We start from the raw sequence: 16580 nt of genomic DNA on the forward strand, positions 1-16580 counted from the left end.
GGTCCAGCTCTAGTCGATCCAGGGTCCTACGCCGCCCACCTTGTCCACGACGATTCTGGTGAGGTACCCGGGCGGCGCATCCGCCGGCGGGAACCCCGAATCCGGACCGGCCAGCGTCGCGGCCAGCTCGCGCAGCAGCTCCGGTGCGCCGCCTTCGACGATGCGCGCTGTGCCGGTCACCGACAGGTACGGCAGCATCACCGCCGACGGGGCGTTCGACACGATCGTCACGGCCACCCGCCCGTCACGGCGCACATTGCGCACCTTCTTGTGTTCGGTCAGGTGTGCGACCACCAGCTCGTCATCGGTTTCACCGGGTTGCAGTGCCACCCAAACCAGACTGACCTGCGGGCTGCCGTCGGGATTGAGGGTGACCAGGGTTGCGTTGGCGCCCGGCCCGATCAGCTCACGCGCGGCCTCGTTGAGTTTCATGACGAGTGCTACGGGCGGCGGCTCGATTTCATTCCCGCGCTCACGCCGCCTCGAAATCCAGCAGGGTCAACTTGGCTGCCGCGCCGCCGGCGTACTGGCCGGGTGAACCGTCCGAGCGGACCACCCGGTGGCAGGGGATGACGACCGGCAGAGGGTTGCGTGCGCACGCGGAGCCGACGGCGCGGACGGCGCGCGGACTTCCGACGGCGCTGGCCACCTCGGCATACGACTCGCGGCGGCCGTAGGCGATCTCGCTCAGGTGTTCCACCACTGTGCGCCGGAAACCTTGCGCCAAGCGCAGATCGAACGGCAGCTCGAAGGCGGTGCGGTGGTGCCGGAAGTACTCGTCGAGTTGGCGGGCGGCGTCGTCCAACCGAATGGGTGAGCGCAGGATGCGCGGACTGATCCGCTGTGCCAAGGACGTCAGCACCGCGTCATGGTCTTCCACCGCGAAGGCCACCCGGACCAGACCGACGTCGGTCGCGGCCAGCAACAGCGCACCCACCGGGGTGTCGACGGTGCGGTAGGTGATGTCGAGCAGCTCCTGCTGGTGGGCGGTGGCCGCCAATCGTGTGTGCAGGCGCGACAGCGTGGCATCGTCGCCGGATGCAGCGAACATGTTGGTAGTCATGCGGATTCGTCCTCCCGGTAGTGTCTGCGCAGCGCGGCGATGCCGTCGGCGGCGGCGCGCCGGGCCGCCGCGGGGGAGTTGCCCAACAACTCGGCGATCTCGGCGAACGGCAGGCCGGCAATGTGGTGGTAGGCGACGGCCTGACGTTGTTTGTCGGGCAACTGTCGAATCGCGTTCCACAGCGAGCTGTGGTCGGTGGCGTGAGTGGGCCGTTCCGGAATGGTGTCCGTGGGGGTGGCCCGACGGCTGCGGGCCCGGCCGATGTCGATGGCCCGCCGATGCGCGATCGTCACCAACCACGCCTCGACATTGGCGTCGGGGGCCAGGCCTGGGTAGGCCCGAAGCGCCGACAGGAAAGTCTCGGACCAGGCGTCCTCGGCGTCGTCGGGCCCGACGACTGCGCGACATACACGCAGAACCGTCGGCCCGTGCTGGGCCACCACCTCTTCGAACGGACGCACACTCACATCATGAAGACGTTCGCGGCGGCGCGAATGTGAGCTCAGCTCTTGGACAGTGATTCCAACACGGTGACCAGATCGGCGTCGATGCGGTCCTTGTCGACACCGGCTCGCCGCAGGGGACCGTCGGCGTCTTCGGATTCCAGCAGCGCCAGCAGCATGTGCTCGGTGCCGATGTAGTTGTGTCCCAGTCGCAGCGCTTCCCGGAACGTCAGCTCCAGCGCCTTTTTCGCTTGCGCATTGAACGGCACCAATTCCAGCCTCTCGCCGCCGGTTGGGGGAAGCTCGATGTTCGCCCGCACCGCGTCGGGCGCAACACCTTGGGCCAGCAACAGCCGGGTGGCCAGCGCGTCGGCGTCACCCAACACGCCGAGGATCAGGTGTTCCGGGGCGATCTGCTGGTTACCGCCGTCACGGGCGGCGTCCTGGGCAGCCACCACGGCGGCTTTGGCGCGCGGAGTGAACCGGGTGAATCCCTCGTTGGGGTCGATGGTGTCGCCTTTGGGGACGAAGCGCTTCTGGGCGGCTTGTTTGGTGACGCCCATGGACTTGCCGATCTCGGTCCACGACGCGCCCGAGCGGCGCGCCTGGTCGACGAAGTGTCCGATGAGGTGGTCGGCCACCTCGCCCAGATATTCGGCGGCCAGTACCGCGTCGGTGAGTTGCTCCAGGGCGTCGCTGTGAACGCTCTTGATCGCTCGGATGAGGGTGTCGAGACTGACGGCGTCTTTCGCGGGGGATGTGCTCATGCGTCAACCGTAGGTTGACGACGCCGGACCGTCAACCAAAAGTTGACGCGGCGTGTCTCATCAGTAACAACTGTCACTTATGTCACAGTTTTACCAGCCCACCTGCGAACTCGCCCATCGGAGGCCAGCCATGCGTCCCATCCTTCTCGGCTTCGCGGCCGTCGCCCTGTTCTTCGGCAGCCTGGTGATGGCACCACTCACCTCCGAAGTCGCATCGTCGAGCTGCCAACCGGGGCAGGTGGTCAACGCCGAGCAAGCCGGCATCGGGTGCGAGACCGGGTGCCCGCCAGGGATGTTGGACGCTCGGACCGAGACGTGCGTCGCAGCGCCGTTCGGCCCGCCCGCGCTGTAAATCGATCGATCGGCCCGCACGGTGTGTTGCTGGGCGCCATCTCGCCCTCGCGTCCCCACCTCGCCGCGGCACCGGATTCGCTGCGTCACCACCCGCTCTGTCGCACCGCGCAGAGTGCGTCCGGCATCCTCTCGCGTGTGCTGAGTTTTCGACCCGAGTGCCGTGCACGCCGTTCAGTGCCTGCTCGGACGGCGTGTCGTCGGTCGGCGTGTTCGCCGAAGTTCGGAAGTTAGCGCGTCTTTGCTTTAAGCTGGCGTGCGGAATTGACGAGGTTGCGATCGAGGGGCCCCAATGAAACGTCCGAACCGGCACTCAGCCGCCATTTTGCTGGTGGGCGCGGCGATGACCGCAGCCCCGATGGCGCTGGCCACGGTCGTCACTCCGGCGATCGGCAACGCTGAGTGCGTCCCCAACGGTGGTGGCGCGTCTGCCTCCCCGATCGGTGCGTCCGTCGGCGGAGGCGAGGTCAAGTGCACCGCGGCCCCCGCGGAGGAGCCCGCGAACAACGAGCCGAAGAACGAGTGGGGTTTCAACCCGAACCTCACTCCGGCGGAAAACCTGGCGAACCTGCCTGCGCCTCAGCTCAGTGAGCCGCTGGTGCAGACCTCGCTGATCGATGATGTGCCGGTGGAGGTCGCGCCCACGCTCGGCCTGCCCGGAATCGGTGTCGGCGTCAACCTGTGGCCGGATCTGACGCCCATCGTCAACGGCGTCACCGGGGCGGCCGTGGGTGCGGCCCTGCCGTCGCTGCCTCCGCCGCAGTTGCCCAACCTGGCCCAGCTGCCGCCGCCGCAGTTGCCGGATCTCACCAAGATCCCGCCGCCTCAGGCGCCGCCGCGCCTGATCCCGTTGATGTGCGGTCCGCAGATCACGCCGTTCTTCACGCCCTGCATCTGATCATTCGTTGAGGCTGCGGTTACGTCGATCCTTCGGCGTCACCGCAGCCTCGATGCTTTTCAGCCCCGCGGATAGCCGCGGCGCACCGTGCGGTCCAGAATGCCCAGCGTGGCCCGCAACGCCAGCTCGGAGATCACCGGGAAAATCCCGGCATCCCGCCACTTCTGATCGATCGCCGACCAGTCGTAGAACGACGTGACGACGGTCTTGTCCCCAGCGGGTTGGAGCCGGTAGCCGTAGACGTGACCGATCTGCGGCTTGATCTGCCCCAGGATGGTCCAGGCGATCGCTGCGTCCGGCTCGAATTCGGTGATCTGCACTGTCACGTCGTAGCGGCCCATCTCGGGGAAGTCGTTGAGCGCTTCCCGATCCATGTGCACCACGAACTCGTCGCCCACCGCCGCTGCCGGCTCGCCGGTGGCGCCTTGCAACATGCCCGAGGAGTCGATGGCCACATGGCCCTGCGGATCCCGCAGCACGGCGAACACGTCTGCTGCCGGCGCGGTTATGGTCCGCTGTACCTCGATGCGGTCGGTCATCGAACCAAGGCGTAATCGGAGGCCGAATCCCGGCGCCCCCGGATCATCGCCACCACCAGGGCAATGGCCCCGAGTTGCAGAGCACCGACGACTACCAGCGGCCACAGCGCACCGGCGATCGCACTGAGCAACCTCGTGTGGGCGCCCGGCCCGGCGATGTCACGCCAATGTCTGGCCAACGCAAAAGTGACCACAGCAGTGATCCCTGCGCCCACGAGGTACAAAAGCACCGCTGCTTCAATCACTGCAAAGCCTCCCAACGTTTCATCGGGTTCCAGATTCCCGATTTGGCGAGCGCCAAAACCCGCCGCTGCGTCCAACGGATCCGCAGGGCCGCAGCATTCCGGGGGCAGTTGGCATCAGGCTGCGTACATCCCTCGCCCGCGGCCTCGATGAGTCGGACACTGGAACACGGGATGACCCCCTGCGGAATGTTCCCGACACCCACCGGGTTGCCCCTGAGAACGTCACCGAAAGGAATGCGCTGTGTCCGGTTCCTCGGATCATCTACATCTCGCCGTAGCGCTCGACGGTGCCGGATGGCACCCCGCCGCATGGCGCGAATCCGACGCCCGCCCCACCGAGTTGCTGACCGCCCGGTACTGGGCTGACCTGATCGCCGAGGCCGAACGGGGTCTGCTGGATTTCGTCACCATCGAGGATGGTCTGACGCTGCAGTCCGACGACAAGCTTCGGGTGGACAGTCGTACCGACCGGGTGCGGGGGCGCCTGGATGCCGTGCTGATCGCGTCCCGCGTGGCACCGCTGACCCGTCACATCGGTCTGCTGCCCACCGCCATCACCACCCACACCGAGCCGTTTCACCTGTCGAAGGCCATCGCCACCCTGGACTATGTGAGCGCGGGCCGGGCCGGGGTGCGCATCCAGGTGGCGCCCAATCCGGCCGCGGCGGCGCATTTCGGCCGGCGACAGATCCCCGCCCTGCCGGACGCCGGATTCCAGAGCCCGCAGGGGCAGGCGCTGGCCGCCGAGTTGTTGTCCGAGGCCGCCGACTACATCGAGGTGCTGCGCCGGCTGTGGGACAGCTGGGAGGACGACGCCGAAATCCGCGACGTCGCCACCGGACGGTTCATCGACCGGACGAAGTTGCACTACATCGACTTTGAGGGGGACTGGTTCTCGGTCAAGGGACCGTCTATCACCCCGCGCCCGCCGCAGGGCCAACCGATCGTGGCCAGCCTGGGCCACGGTGAGCCCGCCTACAAGCTGGCCGCCGGCGGCGCCGACGTCGCTTTTGTCACCCCGCGTGATGCGGGGGAGGCCCGCTCCATCGCCGAGCGGATCGCCGCACTACGACCCGCCGGTGCCGAGTCGGTGCGGGTGTTCGCCGACCTGGTGGTGTTCCTCGCCGACAGCGGTGAAGCGGCAGCGCAGCGCAAGGCCCGTCTCGATGACCTGGCCGGTGCTGAATTCAGCAGCGACGCGCAGGTTTTCGTGGGTACACCCGTCGAGCTGGCGGACGTGGTGCAACAGTGGCACGCCGCGGGTGCGGCGGGCGTGCGGCTGCGCCCCGCCACCTTGCCGCACGATCTGGCACAGATCACCACCGGACTGGTTCCGGAGCTGCAGCGGCGCAACCTGTTCCGTGACGGCTACCGGGCCGCCACCCTGCGGGAGACATTGGGGCTCGGCCGCCCCGCCAACCGTTACGCCACGGCGTCTTAGGAGTGCCAATGAGCAAGCCACTGAAGCAGATTCACCTCGCCGCTCATTTCCCCGGTGTCAACAACACCACGGTCTGGAGCGATCCGGCCTCGGGCAGTCACATCGAGTTCGACTCGTTCGTGAAGTTCGCCCAGACCGCCGAGCGCGGCAAGTTCGACTTCATGTTCCTGGCCGAAGGCCTGCGTCTGCGTGAACAGAACGGCCAGATCTACGACCTGGACGTGGTCGGTCGCCCCGACACCTTCACGGTGCTGGCCGCGTTGGCTGCGGTCACCGAGCGGCTCGGGCTGACCGGGACCATCAACTCGACGTTCAACGAACCCTATGAAGTGGCACGGCAATTCGCGTCTCTGGACCACCTGTCCGACGGGCGGGCCGCGTGGAACGTCGTCACCTCCTGGGATGCGTTCACCGGCGAGAACTTCCGCCGCGGCGGGTTCCTGCCCGAGAACCAGCGCTACGAGCGGGCCGAGAGCTTCCTGGAAGCGGCGCATGTGCTCTTCGACTCGTGGCACGGCAATGAAATCGTCGCCGACAAGGAACGCGGAGTGTTCCTGTCCGACGCCGACGCCGGGGCGTTCACCTACTCGAATCCGCATTTCGACATCAGTGGCCGGTTCAACGTGCCGCGCAGCCCGCAGGGCCGGCCGGTCATCTTCCAGGCCGGCGACTCCGACCACGGCCGTGAGTTCGCCGCCGCGGCAGCCGACGCGATCTTCTCCCGGCACGGCACCCAGAAGGAGGGCCAGGCGTTCTACACCGACGTCAAGCGTCGCCTGCCCGCCTATGGGCGGCGGCGCGACGAACTGCTGATCCTGCCCGCCGCGACCTTCGTTCTCGGCGACACCGACGCCGAGGCCGCCGAACTGGCGCAACAGGTTCGGCTGGCACAGGTGTCACCGGCCACCGCCATCAAGTTCCTGGAGCAGCTGTGGAACCGCGATCTGTCCGATCACGATCCGGACGGGCCGCTGCCCACCGTCGACCCGATCGTCGGTGAGAACACCATCGCCCGCGGCCGGGCCAGCGTGCGGATGTACCGCGATCCGATCGCGACGGCCAACGAATGGCGCGCCAAGGCCGAAGCCGAGAACCTGACCACCCGCGAGCTCATCGTCGAAGTCACCGGCCGGCAGAGTTTCATCGGCTCGCCCGCCACCATCGCCGAGTCCATCAACGAACTGGTCCAAGCCGACGCCAGCGATGGGTTCATCCTGGTGCCGCATGTCACGCCCAGCGGCTTGGATCCGTTCGTGGACAAGGTGGTGCCACTTCTGCAGGAGCGCGGGGTGTTCCGCACCGAATACACCGGGACCACCCTGCGTGACCATCTCGGACTCGGGTACCCGGGCGGGCATGACCAACTCGCCGGAGTCGCGCTCTAAACAGGACGAGGCCCCGCTGCTGGACGCAGTGGCCGATTACCACCGACGCAACCGCTACGGATTCACTCCGCCCGGGCACCGGCAGGGCCGGGGCATCGACAAGCGCGTCGCTGAGGTTCTGGGCGTCGAGGCGTTCCAATCCGATCTGCTGGCCAGCAGCGGGCTCGATGACCGGCAATCCAGCGGCGGTTTCCTGTCGCGCGCCGAAGCGTTGATGGCCCACGCGGTGGGGGCCGAGGCCGCCTTCTTCTCCACGTGCGGCAGCTCGCTGTCGGTCAAGGCCGCCATGATGGCCGTGGCCGGTGGAATAGACGGCGGCTTGCTGTTGAGCCGTGACAGCCACAAGTCCGTGGTGGCCGGGCTGATCTTCTCCGGAGTACAGCCGCGCTGGGTGCACCCTCAATGGGACGCCGAACACCACCTCTCGCACCCGCCGTCGCCGGCGCAGGTCGACGAAGCCTGGGAGCGTTACCCCGACGCCGCCGGAGCGTTGATCATCAGCCCCAGCCCGTACGGCACGTGCGCCGACATCGCCGGTATCGCCGAGGTGTGTCACCGTCGCGGCAAGCCGCTGATCATCGACGAAGCCTGGGGTGCGCACCTACCGTTCCACGAGGATCTGCCGACGTGGGCGATGGACGCCGGCGCCGACGTGTGCGTGGTGAGTGTGCACAAGATGGGTGCCGGGTTCGAACAGGGGTCGGTGTTCCACGTCCAGGGCGAGCTGATCGACCGGGACCGGCTCTCGGCGTGCGCCGATCTGCTGATGACGACGAGTCCCAACGTGCTGGTGTACTCCGCGCTCGACGGTTGGCGACGCCAGATGGTGCAGCACGGTCACGAATTGCTCGGAGCAGCGCTCGATCTGGCGCGTGAGGTCCGCGCTGCGGCGAACGAGATCGATGGGGTGCTCGTGCTCGAGGAGCAGCTGTTGGGTGCGGAGGCCTCTCATGATCTGGATCGCCTGCAGGTGTTGATGGACGTGTCCGAGACGGGGACGTCGGGCTATCAGGCAGCGGACTGGCTACGCGAACAGCGCTGTATCGACGTCGGCATGAGCGATCACCGCCGCATCCTGGCCACCCTGTCGTTCGCCGATGACAGCGACAGTGCCGATCGATTGCTGGCGGCGCTGCACGACTGGCGTGCGGTGGCCGAGTCGTTCCACAAGCCCCCGGCTGTCGAACTGGCCTCACCGGAGGAACTGGAACTCGAAACCGTTCTGTTGCCGCGCGATGCCTTCTTCGGACCGACCGAAATGGTGGACGCGGACAAGGCGGCCGGGCGCATCGCCGCCGAGCAGATCACGCCGTACCCGCCCGGAATTCCCGTGGTGGTGCCCGGCGAACGGTTGAACCAGCCGGTGATCGACTACCTGAGGTCCGGACTAGAGGCCGGGATGGCGCTGCCGGACCCGGCGGACGGGTCGCTGGCGAAGATCCGGGTGGTGGCCTGAGGGCTCAGAAAGCGTAGACGTTCTCGACCGAGACGAAGATGCCGTGGCCGGTCGAGGTATTGGTGAACCGGGTGCCGGTGATTTCGTGGTCGATGGTCCAGTTCTGCTGCTGATAGGTCTGACCGTAGGTCATGTTCGTGGTGGGGTCGTCGATCGCGATGTTGCCTTGCGCCCAGTAGAAGCCTCCGTCGCCGGTGCTCACGACGAGGTCGTCGTTCGCCGGGGCTTGGACGAACGCGCCCTGGCACACCACGTGGGGGCCGGGGCGGCCGTCATCGTGGTTTTCGGTGACAGCGCACAGGACCCGTCCCGATTGGGTGCGGTAGTTCTGGGCGGACGCGGTAGCGGGCCAGATGAGCGTCATCGCGGTCAGCACGAGCGCACCGGCGATCTTCATACGGATCCCCCAACAGGTGTGATTGGTCGTGAACCGTATCGGAACACGACCGTCCGCCCGTTACGTGCTCAGGCTTGCGCCACCCGCGCGGCGACGTAATCGCCGACCGAACCGGGCTGGACGTACTCCAGCGCCTCCAGGAGCAAGAGCTGGGGCCGGTGGGTGTAGGCCGGGTGTCGTTCCATCGCCGAGAGATGACGGACCTGCTCCGGGGTGAGACGGCCGGCCAGGGAACGCCAGCCGAGAGGCACGTCGACCGAGTCGACGGATGAGGTGAAAGGCATTACTCGAGTCCTTCCGTGGGTATGGAAGACACTCTGGCAGCGACCACCGACAAAAAACTTGGGGATGCCTGTGCGGAGGCTAGGTGTTGCGCGGCGTCCGGCAAGACCTGCACGAATTGTGGTGCGCGATACTGGGATTGAACCAGTGACCTCTTCCGTGTCAGGGAAGCGCTCTCCCGCTGAGCTAATCGCGCCGGGTGACTCTGGTGGAGGTGGAGACGGGAATCGAACCCGTGTGCACGGCTTTGCAGGCCGTTGCCTCACCACTCGGCCACTCCACCATGGGGTTGATGCCTCTACACCCTCGAGCGGATGACGGGATTCGAACCCGCGACCCTCACCTTGGCAAGGTGATGCGCTACCAACTGCGCTACATCCGCGTGCTACGAGCGAGATCGTCGCTCGTTGCGAGGCATGACACTAATGCAATTACCTGGGCGGACACAAATCCCTAGTTCGGCGGGGGTTTCCACCCGGCGAACAGCCTCAGAACAGCTCGTATGCCTGCCGCGAAATCGTGAAGCCGGCGCCGCTGGAGGTGTCCTGACATGTGATCCCCGCCTCAAGGCTGGTGCACGACATCACGCCGACGTCGACCGACTGCCCGAAGGCCAGCGGCTCGCCGGCCCACAACGCGGTGTCGCCGGCGCACACGAAAGCCGGTTGCTCGCCGGTGGCGAAGGCGATGCCCTGCCCGAAGTCGAACTCGCAGTCCTCCGGCCGCGGAGGGGCCGCCCAATCGCGGTCTGCGATATCGCAGCGCACGTAGTCGGTGTCGACATAGCAGCCGATGTTGCCGCTCGGGGAAGTGAAGCCCACCAGGTTCTGCGCGCCGGCAGGTGCCGCACACCACGCTGCGGCAACACCGACAGCAGCAGCGGTGCCCAACACCTGCCGGATCATGCTGTGACCCTAGCGGCGAGAAGCGTCCTGAGCAGGACGAATCAGTGCAAGCCCTGCTCGCTCCTCACCGCGCTCGTTCCTCGCGCGGCTCGGTCGACTCGCTAGACGGTCAGGACCATGCGGTAGCGGGCCCGGCCCTCGTCCATCGCCGCGTAGGCCTCGGCGGCCTGAGCGAGCGGCACTTCCTGGATGCGGGCGCGCACCCCGGACTGCACTGCGAACTTCATGGTGTCCTCGACGTCGCGCGCCGTACCCGACGGGTGCCCGATGACGCTGATTCCCGGCGTGATCAGTTGCAGCGGGCTGATCGGCAGGGGATCGGGCGTCACCCCGACCACCACGAGCTCACCGCGGGGCAGCAGCCCGCCCACGGTGTCGCCCATGGCCTTGGAGTTGGCGGCCGTGGCCAGCACCACCGACACGCCGCCCAGGGCCTGCAGCGCCGCGCCGACGTCGCCGGCGGTGGAGTCGACGTAGTGGTGCGCACCGAGTTCCAGTGCGTCCTGCGCCTTGTCCGCGCCGCGGGCGATCGCGATGGTCTCGAACCCCATGGCCCGCGCGAATTGCACACCCAGGTGCCCCAGCCCACCGATGCCCAGCACCGCTACCCGGTCACCCGGTTTGGCCTTGGTCTCGCGCAAGCCGTGGTACACCGTTACACCCGCGCACGCCATGGGGCCGGCTTCGGCGAACGACAGCTCGTCGGGGATGCGGGCCAGCGCGTTGGCAGGCGCCGTCACCGATTCGGCATACCCGCCGGGGTAGTGCCAGCTGGGGATCTGACCGTTGGCGCAGTGGATGAAATCGCCCCTGTGGCACGACACGCAGCGGCCACAGTGGCCGCCGAACCACCCGACGGCCACCCGGTCACCGACGGCGTAATCCTGCACGCCCTCGCCGACCTCGGCGATGGTTCCCGCGATCTCGTGCCCGGGCGTCAGTGGCCACGTCAGCCCCGGGAAACCGCCGTTGACGAACGCGTGGTCGGTGCCGCACACCCCACAGGCGGCCACCGCGATGCGCACGTGGTCACGGCCCGGCGAGGTGGTCTCCACCTCCGCGAGTTCCAGCGCTGCGCCGGCTGATGCGACATGAACCGCCTGGTGTCGTGCCATCTCGTTCCTCACTGTCGGGCCGTGCTCGGCCGTGTTTTCTCATGTTTACCCGCGCATCGGTCGTGCGCGGAGTGAGTAGCGTGAACAGTGAGGGGCTTATTCCGGTGAAAGGCCAACCATGAGCACGTGGAGTGCACCATGACCACGGCCATCGTCATAGCGGTGGTCGCGTTCTTCGGGATCGCGCTGGTGGCCAGCCAGCTGGTGCGGCTGCGGGAATGGCTGAAGAAGTCGCCGCCGTTGCCGCCGCCGATCGAGTTCCCCGACGACGAGAAGTGATGTGAAAAGCGCTGTCGTTCAGCGCAGTTCGCGACGCTTGCGATAACGCCGGCGCAGCCACGTCGCCAGCACGAAGATACCGGTGAGGATCCAGATCATCGTCGGACCACCGGGCGTGGTGCCGTAGTCGTCCTCGGGCTGCACTTCAGCGTCGGTAGCGGAGGTATCCACGTCGGGTGGGGCTGCCGTGGCAGGCGCGGGCACGTCGGTAGTCACGGAACTCTCGATGCTCATGGTCCTGTCGAAACGTATCGGGCCATCGCTGTGATGGCCGGGGCAGGCCGCCGGTGGGACACCTGCCGCTGCGGACGGCTTGTTACCGCCGAGTATAAGCAACGCCCAGGAGTGGTCGCAGCACGCGCAGGGCATCGAAGCGACCAGGCGATTCCAGGGCAGCGGCCTCCTCGTGCTAGTGTTCCTGCTCGTCTCACGGTCTCGTAGCTCAGTGGGAGAGCGTCCGCCTCACACGCGGAAGGTCGCTGGTTCGAACCCAGCCGGGACCACCACCCACTTCCGTCCGGAGTGGCCGCCTATGCCCAGACCCGGATCGCGATCGTGATGTCGCTGTGCCACAAGCGGTGTCGCCCAGCGCAAACTCCGTCGTCGACGGTGACGCGTTGATCACAAAGCAAAGCGACCTGCTCGAATGTGGTGCGATCCTCCTGCGACTGGGTACGCCTTCACCATGAATTCGTCAGCGCAGACGCCGGGTGCTCCGGCGCAACTCGTGCGCGCCGGCCCAGCCGACGCGCGCACCGCATCCGTGCTGCGCGACGATCTGATCACGTGGCTGGCCCAAGTGGCGGATCTGACGCCGGCGCGGCTCAGCGACATCATCATCAGTGCCTACGAGGCCCTGGCCAACTGTGCCGAGCACGCGTACGCCCACCGGCTCAGTTCGGGGGCCATGACCCTTCGTGCGATCTATGACCCTGGCGCACAAGATCTTTGCGTTTCGATTGCCGACCGCGGAACCTGGCACGACCCGCCGGAGCAACAGCCCACGCGGACCCGGGGTCGCGGTATCGCGCTGATGTGTGCGCTCGCCGACAGTTGCACCATCGACGGCCATCCGAACGGCACCACCGTGCAACTCCACTACGCCACATCGGTGACGAAAAACTGATCTGTCGCCTCAGGTTGAGGTATTGCTCGAGCCAAACGGTCGGCGACCTGACAAAATCATTGCCGAAATCCCCCGACATGCGGGGGAGCCACCTCGATCCGGGACCGACGATCAGTTACGACAATCTCACACCACTGGAGACCGCCGAGAGCGCCCGCGTCCGGGCGGTCGCGCGGTACCGCGTGCTCGATCTGCCACCCGAGCGGGTGTTCAACCGGATCGCCATCCTCGCCGCGAGGGTATGTGAAACCCAGATGGCCAAGGTATCGATCGTCGACCAGAGCCGGATCTGGTTCATGGCGGTGCACGGGCTGGACCCCGAGCTCAGACAGGTAGGGCCCGCGGAAGGCCTGTGCGCCCTGGTCATCACCGATCAGCTTCCGCAGGTGGTGTCGGACGCGTTGGCCGACCCGCGCACGGCGGACAACATCTTCGTGCGCAAGCATGGGATCCGCTTCTATGCCTGTGCCCCGATCACCACCTCAGACGGGTACCGGCTGGGCACCGTCACCGTCATGGACTCGCGCCCACGAGACAATCCAGAGGCGCATCTCGCGGTACTCGAGGACCTCGCCGCGATCGTCATGGAACAACTGGAATGGCGGCTCGCATCACTGGATGCGATACGGGTCGAACGCTCGAAGCGTGATGCCGCCGAGGGGGCACGCGACGACGCCAGGCTCGACCGTGACGACGCCCTGCGCAATCGTGATCTCGCCGAACGTGAGCGCGATGTGATCCAGGAGTACGCGACGGCCCTCCAACAGACCCTGCTGCCGCCGTCGTTGCCGGACATCGCGGGAATGGACGTGGTGTCCCACTACCATCCGGCCTCACCTCGCCAGGTCGGCGGCGACTTCTACGACGTCTTCGGCTTGGGTAACGACCGTTGGGCGTTCTTCATCGGTGACGTGGAAGGGCACGGTGTCGGCGCGGCCGTGGTGACGTCACTCATCCGTTACACCCTGCGTGCCGCCGCGCTGCACCACGCCGACCCCAGGGATGCCCTCGCCGAGCTCAATTCGATCCTGCTGCGTGAGATGGAGCCGCGGCGCTTCTGCACCGTACTCTTCGGCACGCTGCAACCCGCTGACGGCGGAACTGGGTTCACGGTCACCATTGCCACCGGGGGCCACCCGCCGGGACTGCTCCTGGACCCCGCCGCCGACACGGTCACCCACGTGCGATCCAGCGGCGGAATGCTGGTGGGCGCGGTGCGCGAGGCCGCCTTCGAGTTGTGCACCGTGCATCTGAACCCCGGCCAGACGCTGTTGTTCTTCACCGACGGGATCGTCGAAGCCCGCCGGGGTGCAACACCGTTCGACGAGGAGAGCCTGGCGGCCTATGCGCTCGAGCGCGCCGGGCCGGGGCCCCGCGGGCTGATCAAGGACCTCGCCGCGCTCATCCCGACCCTGGAGCCCGACGACGACGTCGCCCTCCTGGCATTCGGCGCGCACTGACCTCCGAGCCCGTGTTTCGAACGCGTGTGCGACGGGCACTCCCGAGTCATGAGTACCGACCAGAACCGCGCCCCCAGTGAGACCCCCGAGAAGGATCCCGAAGACTGGGTCACCGGCGACGAACCGATGACCGGTCCGCAACGCAGCTATTTGCAGACCTTGGCCCAGGAAGCGGGTCACGAGGTGCCGGCCGATCTGACCAAAGCGCAGGCCTCCGAGATGATCGACGCACTACAGACCAAGACGGGCCGCGGCACGGATCAGTGACGGTCACTTCGTCAGCAGTGCCATCACCTTGCGATTGATGCTGCGGCGGGGCCAACCTCGGGCCCCGTCGCTCGCCAGGGCGGCCCGCGCGGCGTTACGGCCGCACATCCCGTGCACACCCCCGCCGGGCGGTGCCGAGGCACTACCCAGAAACAACCCCTCGACCGGAGTGTCCGGACGTCCGAACCCCGGGTACGGCCGGAAAATCAACTGTTGGAACAACGCTGACGTCCCGCCGTTGACGGCACCGCGGTGCAGGTTGGCGTCGTCACCCTCCAGGTCGCCAGGAGCCTGCAGGTGACGGTCCACGATGTGCCCGCTGAATCCCGGAGCGTGCTCTTCGAGGGTGCGGTCCACCGCGGTGGCCACCTTCTCGGCGGATGCGCGGTCGGCGACGTTACGGGGCAGATGTGTGTACGCCCAAGCACTTTCGGTACCGTGCGGGGAACGGGTGGCGTCCGCAGTGGTCATCTGCCCGAACAACATGAACGGTTTGTGCGGCACCGTACCGGAGGCCAAGTCGGCCATCCACTGGATCAGGCCTCGGCTGTCGGCACCCACGTGCACGGTGCCCACGCTGTTGAGGTTGGGGGAGCGCCACGGGATCGGGGCATCGAGCGCGTAGTTGATCTTCACCACCGGGGTGTCCCACACGAAATGCGCCATGCTGCGCGCCAATCCGGGCGAGATGGCCTCGGGCGGTAGCAGCACCTCGAAAAGCTGAGGGGCCGACACGTCGGCGACGACGGCGCGTCGCGCCCGGTACCGCCGCCCGCCGGCAGTGCGGACAGCGACGGCTCGGGAGCCGCGCACCTCGATCAGTTCCACGGGCTGTCCACACTGCACCTGCGCGCCGGCGCTCTCCGCCCGCCGCACCAGCGCAGCCGTCAACTCGCCGGCCCCGCCGACCGGTACGGGGAAGCCGGCATCCTGGGCCAGCATCGTCATGATGTAGCCCATGACGCCGGATCCGGGTGCATCCAGCGGGATGTCCGCGTGCATGGCGTTGCCCATCAACAGGGTTCGCGCCGCGTCGCCCGCGAACAGCTCTTCACCCAGCACCGTGGCGGGCAGCAGCAGTTGGTGCGCAAGCCGCAGCGCCCCCGCGGTGCCGAGCGCGCGCACCAACCGCATCGGGCCCTTCACGGGCGGGAACGGCGCAAACAAGGCATCCAGCACGCCCTGTTTGACGGCGGCCCACTCGTCGGTCACCCGCAGCCAATTCGCCCCGTCACCTGGGCAGTGCTCATCGAGTTCTTCGGCGGTGCGCTGCCGATCGGGGTAGATCACCGGAGCCTGGGTGTCGCTCGCGGAACGGGGGTGACCCACCACCGCCGGTGCCCGGGTCCAGCGCAGCCCGTGTTCCTCCAGGTGCAGTTCGCGCAGCGCCGGTGACGACACCGACAGCGGGTAGAAGGCCGAGAAGAGGTCGGCGGTGTAACCGGGCGTCAGCTCGGCTGAGCGCACAGCGCCGCCGGGTGTGGGCTGGGCTTCCAGGACCACCACGTCCCAGCCTGCGTCGGCCAGCATGGCGGCGGCCACCAGCCCGTGGTGACCCGCGCCGATCACCACCGCATCGACGGTGGATTCCTCAGTCCTCGAGTTCACTGGGCACCTGGCGTTCGGCCAACGACGTCAACCGCCACAGCGCCTCGCGATTGCGCGGCCACATCAGCGCCAGCGCCACCGATTCCGGTAGCCAGCCCAACGGTCCACGTACCAGGACTTCGTCCATCTCGACGCAGGTGCCCTGGTCGGTATCGCTGAGCAGCAATGTGATTCGCGCGGCTCCGGCGGGCCCCATCTTGGCCAGCAACACCAGCTTGGACTGTGGCTCGCACTCTTCGACTACGGTCTCGTCGTTGATCACCAGCGGCCACAACCCGATGGAGTGTTTGATCGCGGAGCCGGGTGCGGGCCAGTCGGCATCCACAGCGCGGATCCTGCTGTTCCCGACCACCCACTGCGAATAGGTCCACCCGTCGGCCAGCACATTCCACACCTGCTCGCGGGTGGCGTGTGTGTCCCGGCGCGCGGCCAGCTGATCTGGGGGATGTTTCGACATGGGCAACCTCCCTTCCTGCAGAGATGGTGCCCCCAGACCGCCGGTCGAAACCCTCAAAGCGGCCTTCGTGCCGATGGGTTGTTCCGGATCGATGCG

General features: G+C 67.2%; 22 protein-coding genes and 4 tRNA genes. 10 read left to right on the forward strand and 16 right to left on the reverse strand.

All coding sequences use genetic code 11. The features are described from left to right. Positions 1–9: 9 nt before the first annotated feature. The 4 genes from AC3A6P_RS15860 to AC3A6P_RS15875 are packed head-to-tail and all read right to left on the reverse strand — an operon-like array spanning position 10 to position 2273. Positions 10–432 carry a PPOX class F420-dependent oxidoreductase gene (locus AC3A6P_RS15860; protein WP_487692596.1) on the reverse strand — a complete coding sequence of 141 codons (423 nt, stop codon included), beginning with the start codon at positions 430–432 and terminating at the stop codon, positions 10–12. Positions 433–472: 40 nt separating this feature from the next. After that, positions 473–1063, reverse strand: a complete 591-nt coding sequence (locus AC3A6P_RS15865; RefSeq protein ID WP_487692597.1) for a methylated-DNA--[protein]-cysteine S-methyltransferase — start codon at positions 1061–1063, stop codon at positions 473–475. Continuing rightward, positions 1060–1524, reverse strand: coding sequence for an RNA polymerase sigma factor (locus tag AC3A6P_RS15870; RefSeq protein WP_487692598.1), 465 nt, complete (start codon positions 1522–1524; stop codon positions 1060–1062). Before AC3A6P_RS15870 ends, AC3A6P_RS15865 begins: the two co-directional genes overlap by 4 nt. 41 nt (positions 1525–1565) lie before the next feature. Continuing rightward, positions 1566–2273: a Clp protease N-terminal domain-containing protein gene (locus AC3A6P_RS15875; protein ID WP_487692600.1), complete on the reverse strand. Its 708-nt coding sequence runs from the start codon at positions 2271–2273 to the stop codon at positions 1566–1568. 130 nt (positions 2274–2403) lie between these two features. Between AC3A6P_RS15875 and AC3A6P_RS15880 the strand changes: the two genes are divergently transcribed. After that, positions 2404–2625 (forward strand): hypothetical protein, encoded by a 222-nt coding sequence (locus tag AC3A6P_RS15880; RefSeq protein ID WP_487692601.1) that lies wholly within the window; start codon positions 2404–2406, stop codon positions 2623–2625. A gap of 291 nt (positions 2626–2916) precedes the next feature. Continuing rightward, positions 2917–3522: a hypothetical protein gene (locus AC3A6P_RS15885; protein WP_487692602.1), complete on the forward strand. Its 606-nt coding sequence runs from the start codon at positions 2917–2919 to the stop codon at positions 3520–3522. Between the two features lie 59 nt (positions 3523–3581). On the opposite strand, the gene AC3A6P_RS15890 is transcribed toward AC3A6P_RS15885, so the two are convergent. Then, the gene (locus tag AC3A6P_RS15890) at positions 3582–4061 is read right to left on the reverse strand and encodes an SRPBCC family protein (RefSeq protein ID WP_487692603.1); all 480 of its coding nucleotides are present in this window, start codon (positions 4059–4061) and stop codon (positions 3582–3584) included. After that, complete coding sequence (locus AC3A6P_RS15895) at positions 4058–4255, reverse strand: hypothetical protein (protein WP_487692604.1); 198 nt, start codon at positions 4253–4255, stop codon at positions 4058–4060. The genes AC3A6P_RS15890 and AC3A6P_RS15895 overlap by 4 nt, the downstream gene beginning before the upstream one ends. Positions 4256–4547: 292 nt before the next feature. Here AC3A6P_RS15895 and AC3A6P_RS15900 point away from each other — a divergent pair, with 292 nt between their 5' ends. Genes AC3A6P_RS15900 through AC3A6P_RS15910 form a run of 3 tightly spaced genes read left to right on the forward strand, consistent with a single transcriptional unit; the run spans position 4548 to position 8588 of the window. Next, positions 4548–5747, forward strand: a complete 1200-nt coding sequence (locus tag AC3A6P_RS15900) for an LLM class flavin-dependent oxidoreductase (RefSeq protein ID WP_487692605.1) — start codon at positions 4548–4550, stop codon at positions 5745–5747. A gap of 8 nt (positions 5748–5755) precedes the next feature. Next, the gene (locus AC3A6P_RS15905; RefSeq protein WP_487692606.1) at positions 5756–7132 is read left to right on the forward strand and encodes an NtaA/DmoA family FMN-dependent monooxygenase; all 1377 of its coding nucleotides are present in this window, start codon (positions 5756–5758) and stop codon (positions 7130–7132) included. After that, positions 7104–8588, forward strand: a complete 1485-nt coding sequence (locus AC3A6P_RS15910; protein ID WP_487692737.1) for an aminotransferase class I/II-fold pyridoxal phosphate-dependent enzyme — start codon at positions 7104–7106, stop codon at positions 8586–8588. The genes AC3A6P_RS15905 and AC3A6P_RS15910 overlap by 29 nt, the downstream gene beginning before the upstream one ends. A 4-nt stretch (positions 8589–8592) precedes the next feature. On the opposite strand, the gene AC3A6P_RS15915 is transcribed toward AC3A6P_RS15910, so the two are convergent. From AC3A6P_RS15915 to AC3A6P_RS15945, 7 genes are all read right to left on the reverse strand, one after another. Continuing rightward, the gene (locus AC3A6P_RS15915) at positions 8593–8985 is read right to left on the reverse strand and encodes a hypothetical protein (RefSeq protein ID WP_487692608.1); all 393 of its coding nucleotides are present in this window, start codon (positions 8983–8985) and stop codon (positions 8593–8595) included. Positions 8986–9053: 68 nt separating this feature from the next. After that, positions 9054–9269 (reverse strand): hypothetical protein, encoded by a 216-nt coding sequence (locus AC3A6P_RS15920; protein WP_487692609.1) that lies wholly within the window; start codon positions 9267–9269, stop codon positions 9054–9056. Between the two features lie 119 nt (positions 9270–9388). After that, positions 9389–9463: transfer RNA gene (locus tag AC3A6P_RS15925), tRNA-Val, on the reverse strand. A gap of 13 nt (positions 9464–9476) precedes the next feature. Next, a tRNA-Cys gene (locus AC3A6P_RS15930) sits at positions 9477–9550 on the reverse strand. Between the two features lie 26 nt (positions 9551–9576). Then, a tRNA-Gly gene (locus tag AC3A6P_RS15935) sits at positions 9577–9649 on the reverse strand. 106 nt (positions 9650–9755) lie between these two features. Then, positions 9756–10172, reverse strand: a complete 417-nt coding sequence (locus AC3A6P_RS15940; RefSeq protein ID WP_487692610.1) for a DUF6636 domain-containing protein — start codon at positions 10170–10172, stop codon at positions 9756–9758. Between the two features lie 101 nt (positions 10173–10273). Continuing rightward, on the reverse strand, positions 10274–11287 hold the full coding sequence (locus tag AC3A6P_RS15945) for an alcohol dehydrogenase catalytic domain-containing protein (RefSeq protein ID WP_487692611.1): 1014 nt from the start codon (positions 11285–11287) through the stop codon (positions 10274–10276). Between the two features lie 138 nt (positions 11288–11425). Here AC3A6P_RS15945 and AC3A6P_RS15950 point away from each other — a divergent pair, with 138 nt between their 5' ends. Then, complete coding sequence (locus AC3A6P_RS15950; RefSeq protein WP_487692612.1) at positions 11426–11566, forward strand: hypothetical protein; 141 nt, start codon at positions 11426–11428, stop codon at positions 11564–11566. 18 nt (positions 11567–11584) lie between these two features. Here AC3A6P_RS15950 and AC3A6P_RS15955 read toward each other — a convergent pair whose 3' ends face one another. Beyond that, entirely contained in the window at positions 11585–11782 is a 198-nt protein-coding gene (locus AC3A6P_RS15955; RefSeq protein WP_487692613.1) for a hypothetical protein, read from the reverse strand. 215 nt (positions 11783–11997) lie between these two features. Here AC3A6P_RS15955 and AC3A6P_RS15960 point away from each other — a divergent pair. The 4 genes from AC3A6P_RS15960 (at position 11998) to AC3A6P_RS15975 (ending at position 14419) form a co-directional block, all read left to right on the forward strand. Then, positions 11998–12072 (forward strand) — tRNA-Val (locus AC3A6P_RS15960). Between the two features lie 179 nt (positions 12073–12251). Continuing rightward, positions 12252–12692 carry an ATP-binding protein gene (locus AC3A6P_RS15965; protein WP_487692615.1) on the forward strand — a complete coding sequence of 147 codons (441 nt, stop codon included), beginning with the start codon at positions 12252–12254 and terminating at the stop codon, positions 12690–12692. A 77-nt stretch (positions 12693–12769) separates the two neighbouring features. After that, positions 12770–14152 carry a PP2C family protein-serine/threonine phosphatase gene (locus AC3A6P_RS15970; RefSeq protein ID WP_487692616.1) on the forward strand — a complete coding sequence of 461 codons (1383 nt, stop codon included), beginning with the start codon at positions 12770–12772 and terminating at the stop codon, positions 14150–14152. Between the two features lie 48 nt (positions 14153–14200). Further along, positions 14201–14419, forward strand: coding sequence for a DUF3072 domain-containing protein (locus tag AC3A6P_RS15975; protein WP_487692617.1), 219 nt, complete (start codon positions 14201–14203; stop codon positions 14417–14419). Positions 14420–14422: 3 nt separating this feature from the next. Here the strand turns inward: AC3A6P_RS15975 and AC3A6P_RS15980 are convergent, their stop codons facing one another. Further along, positions 14423–16027 (reverse strand): phytoene desaturase family protein, encoded by a 1605-nt coding sequence (locus tag AC3A6P_RS15980; RefSeq protein WP_487692619.1) that lies wholly within the window; start codon positions 16025–16027, stop codon positions 14423–14425. After that, positions 16011–16484: an SRPBCC family protein gene (locus tag AC3A6P_RS15985; protein WP_487692620.1), complete on the reverse strand. Its 474-nt coding sequence runs from the start codon at positions 16482–16484 to the stop codon at positions 16011–16013. The genes AC3A6P_RS15980 and AC3A6P_RS15985 overlap by 17 nt, the downstream gene beginning before the upstream one ends. Positions 16485–16580: the final 96 nt, after the last annotated feature.

It is taken from the genome of Mycobacterium sp. Soil_C_30 (assembly GCF_057656995.1).